Source organism: Salipiger sp. HF18 (genome assembly GCF_011806505.1).
In the GTDB taxonomy this organism is placed as follows: Bacteria; Pseudomonadota; Alphaproteobacteria; order Rhodobacterales; family Rhodobacteraceae; genus Salipiger; species Salipiger thiooxidans.
In genome coordinates this window covers 1-3231 of record NZ_JAATOS010000446.1, presented here as the reverse complement: position 1 = coordinate 3231, position 3231 = coordinate 1, and the positions used below count along the sequence as shown (strand labels likewise).

At 68.3% G+C, this 3231-nt stretch carries 5 protein-coding genes; all 5 read right to left on the bottom strand.

All coding sequences use genetic code 11. The features are described from left to right. Window positions 1-34 precede the first annotated feature (34 nt). Genes HC022_RS22170 through HC022_RS22150 form a run of 5 tightly spaced genes read right to left on the bottom strand, consistent with a single transcriptional unit; the run spans window position 35 to window position 3215 of the window. Window positions 35-334 (bottom strand): (2Fe-2S)-binding protein, encoded by a 300-nt coding sequence (locus tag HC022_RS22170; RefSeq protein ID WP_008885790.1) that lies wholly within the window; start codon window positions 332-334, stop codon window positions 35-37. Beyond that, window positions 318-1445, bottom strand: coding sequence for an FAD-binding oxidoreductase (locus tag HC022_RS22165; RefSeq protein WP_167453847.1), 1128 nt, complete (start codon window positions 1443-1445; stop codon window positions 318-320). Before HC022_RS22165 ends, HC022_RS22170 begins: the two co-directional genes overlap by 17 nt. Beyond that, window positions 1442-2245 (bottom strand): ABC transporter permease, encoded by an 804-nt coding sequence (locus HC022_RS22160; protein ID WP_008883809.1) that lies wholly within the window; start codon window positions 2243-2245, stop codon window positions 1442-1444. The genes HC022_RS22165 and HC022_RS22160 overlap by 4 nt, the downstream gene beginning before the upstream one ends. Next, complete coding sequence (locus HC022_RS22155) at window positions 2242-3090, bottom strand: ABC transporter permease (RefSeq protein WP_008885720.1); 849 nt, start codon at window positions 3088-3090, stop codon at window positions 2242-2244. The genes HC022_RS22160 and HC022_RS22155 overlap by 4 nt, the downstream gene beginning before the upstream one ends. Further along, window positions 3087-3215 (bottom strand): hypothetical protein, encoded by a 129-nt coding sequence (locus HC022_RS22150; protein WP_254885229.1) that lies wholly within the window; start codon window positions 3213-3215, stop codon window positions 3087-3089. The genes HC022_RS22155 and HC022_RS22150 overlap by 4 nt, the downstream gene beginning before the upstream one ends. Window positions 3216-3231: the final 16 nt, after the last annotated feature.

Here is a 3231-nt window from a genome sequence, read left to right as displayed (position 1 = left end):
TCGCAGGCGTGGGGCATGTTGCTGTCCATCATCGTCATTCTCCGGCCTCCACGGCGGGGCCGCCCTTCTGCGGCATGACGGTCATGCCCTCGGTCACGGTGGTGCGGCAGGCCTGCACGTTGGGGCGCCCGTCCACCTCGACCAGACAGTCGAAGCACGTGCCCATCATGCAGAAGATGCCGCGCGGGGAGCCGGAGACAACGCTCTCGCGCAGCTCGCGGACGCCGGCCGCGGTGAGCGCAGCGGCGACGGTGTCGCCTTCCTGCGCCTCGATGGTCCGGTCCTGGAAGGTGAAGCGGACGATGGTCGTCCCGCTCTCAATACGCCTCGCCATGGAACCTCCTTGTGGTGAAAATGCTGATATCGGGGTCGAGCGCACCGCGCGCGATCATCGGCGCGAGCGCCAGCGCGTGGGCGCCGGCCAGCGTGACCCCGGAGTGGCAGTTGATCGAAAATGCGCCGGGCATTGTCTCGGATTGCTCGTAGACCGGCCCGCCATCGGGGCTGAGAATGCGCACGGCGCCCCAGGTCCGGACGATGCGCAGCTTCGCCAGTTCGGGGAAGCAGCGGATGGCGTTGCGGGCGATGTCGGTCAGCGGCGGCGTCGCCGAAAGGGTCGAGTAGCCGGTGTCCTCGTGGCTGTCGCCGAGCATGATCGTGCCCTCCTCGGTCTGCCGCGCCACATGGGTTGGCATCGGCAGGTAGGGCGCGCAGCGCTCGGTCACCAGGATCTGGCCCTTCTCCGGGCGCAGCTTCGGGTTCACGCCGATCATCGGTGCGAGCTTGGTGTTGCCGTGACCCGCCGCGAGCACCAGCTTGGCGCCGCGGTAGGTCGAGGTGGCGGTCCTGGCGTAGAAGCCGTCACCGTCCTTGCCGACGCCCACCACCGGGCCGTCGCTGCGGTAGCTGACGCCGCGCGCCTTCATGCCCGCGTTGAGCGACCGCAGAAGCCGCAGCGGGCTCGCGTGGCCGTCGTGCCTGCCGTAGGAGCCGCCGACGACCTCGTCGCCGAGGCGGATGCCGGGGAGCATTTCCTGCACCTGCTGGCGGTCGAGGATCTCGGCCCCGTAGCCCGCCTCGCCGTTCACGTTGTGCATCCGGTGCGCGAGGTTACGGGCGTCGTCGAGTTCCTCGTTCGAGAGGCAAAGCGACATGCCGCCGGGCTTGTGGTAGTCCGGGCCGATGCCGGTCTGCTCTGCCAGCTCCTCGTTGAACCCGGTCCAGAGATCCGCCGAGCGGCGGGTCCAGCGGGCGTAGTCGGGCAGGTTCTGGCCCTTGGTCTGCACCCAGACCAGGCCGAAGTTCCCGCGCGAGGCGCGCAGCGCGATGTCGCCCTCGTCGATCACCGTCACCCGCTCGCCCTCGCGGGCCAGGCCCCAGGCGATGGCGGCGCCCACCAGCCCTCCGCCCACGACGAGCGTATCGGCGCTTCGTTCCGTCGTCATGCTTTCTTGCCCTCTCCGATCAGCAGCCTGTCGAGGCCATAGAGGCGATCCACGATCACCATGAGAACCACGCTGAAGATCACCGTAACCGAAGACACCGAGGCCACCAGCGGGTCCGTCGTCTGCGTGATGTGCGAGAACATCCGCACCGGCAGGGTCGTGGTCGAGGGGTTCACGATGAAGACCGAGACCGTCAGCTCGTCGAAGCTGGTGATGAAGGCCAGCACCCAGCCGCCGACGACACCCGGCATGATCGAGGGCAGCGTGATGCGGCGGAACACGGTCCAGCCGCTGGCGCCGAGGCTCTCGGCCGCGCGGTCGACGGTCTGGTCGAGCCCGACCACCGCCGCCAGCACCAGCCGCAGGATGAAGGGCGTGATGATGATCGCGTGGCAGGCCATCAGGCCGATGAAGGTGCCGTTGAGGCCGAAGAGGCTCAGGAACCGCAGGAAGGCGATGCCCAGCACCACGGTCGGCACCATCAGCGGCGACAGGAACAGCGCCTGCAGCGCCTCGCGGCCGGCGAACCTGCCGCGACCGATGGCGAGCGCCGCCGGGATGGCGAGCACGGTGGCCAGGGTCGCTGCCGCGATGGCGAGCTTGAGGCTGATCCACGCCGCGTCGATGAAGTCGGGGTTGTCGAGGATCGCCTTGTACCAGCGCATCGAGATGCCGCTGGGCGGGAACTCGAGAAAGCCCTCGGGGGTCAGCGACACGCCCAGCACCACGACGATGGGCGCCAGCATGAAGGTGCAGAAGAGCACGTTGAAGATCAGGGCGACAGAGCCGTTGCGGTTCATTGCAGGGCCTCCCCGTAGCGGCGCTCGACCAGGCGGTTCCAGGTGATCATGATGATCATCACCGCGACCAGCAGCGTCACCGCGATGGCGGCGCCGAGCGGCCAGTTGAGCGTGTTCATGAACTCGTCATAGACGGTGGTGGCAACGACCTTGACGCGGCGGCCACCGAGGATGGCGGGGGTGGCGAAGGACGAGGCGGCCATCGAGAACACGATGAGCGAACCCGACAGGATCCCCGGCACGGTCTGCGGCAGCACGATGCGGCGGAAGACGGTGAAGGGCGAGGCGCCAAGGCTTTCCGCCGCGGCCTCGGTCGAGGGGTCCTTGCGCTGCAGCGCGGCCCAGACGGCGAGCACCATGAAGGGCACGAAGACGTGGACCAGCGCGAGCACGATGCCGCCCTCGGTGTACATCATCTTGATCGGACGCTCGATCAGGCCCCAGTCCTTCAGGGCGGTGTTGATGACGCCGCGGTTGCCGAGCAGGATCGCCCAGCCCAGCGTGCGCACCACCACCGAGATCAGCAGCGGGCCGATCACGATGAGCACCACCACCGAGCGCCAGACCGGCGACAGGCGGTAGAGGATGTAGGCCTGCGGCACGCCGATCAGCGCGCAGATCGCAGTGGTGGCGAGCGCGATGCCGAAGGTGCGGCCGAAGATCTCCCAGTAGTAGGAGTCGCCCAGCACCTCGGCGTAGTTGGCAAGGCCGGTGGTCGGGATGATGCCCTCGTAGAAGTCGAAGGCGTTGAAGCTCAGCACGAAGGTCATGCCGAGCGGCACCAGCAGCAGGACCCCGAACAGGATCAGCGCCGGCGCGGACATCAGCCAGGGACGCGCGCTCATGACCGGGCGCCCTCCTTCGCGGGCAGGATGCGCAGGTCTTGCGGCGCCCAGACAAGGTGCACGGTGTCACCGATGTCGGCCTCTCGGTTGCCGGAGTTGCGGCGCGCGACGAGGAACTCGCCCATCGCCGTCTCGATCGCC

Bases quoted from the DNA above. Each gene is read 5' to 3' on its own strand.
- HC022_RS22165 (WP_167453847.1), bottom strand. From the start codon at position 1,445: ATGACGACGGAACGAAGCGCCGATACGCTCGTCGTGGGCGGAGGGCTG.
- HC022_RS22170 (WP_008885790.1), bottom strand. From the start codon at position 334: ATGGCGAGGCGTATTGAGAGCGGGACGACCATCGTCCGCTTCACCTTC.
- HC022_RS22150 (WP_254885229.1), bottom strand. From the start codon at position 3,215: ATGGGCGAGTTCCTCGTCGCGCGCCGCAACTCCGGCAACCGAGAGGCC.
- HC022_RS22155 (WP_008885720.1), bottom strand. From the start codon at position 3,090: ATGAGCGCGCGTCCCTGGCTGATGTCCGCGCCGGCGCTGATCCTGTTC.
- HC022_RS22160 (WP_008883809.1), bottom strand. From the start codon at position 2,245: ATGAACCGCAACGGCTCTGTCGCCCTGATCTTCAACGTGCTCTTCTGC.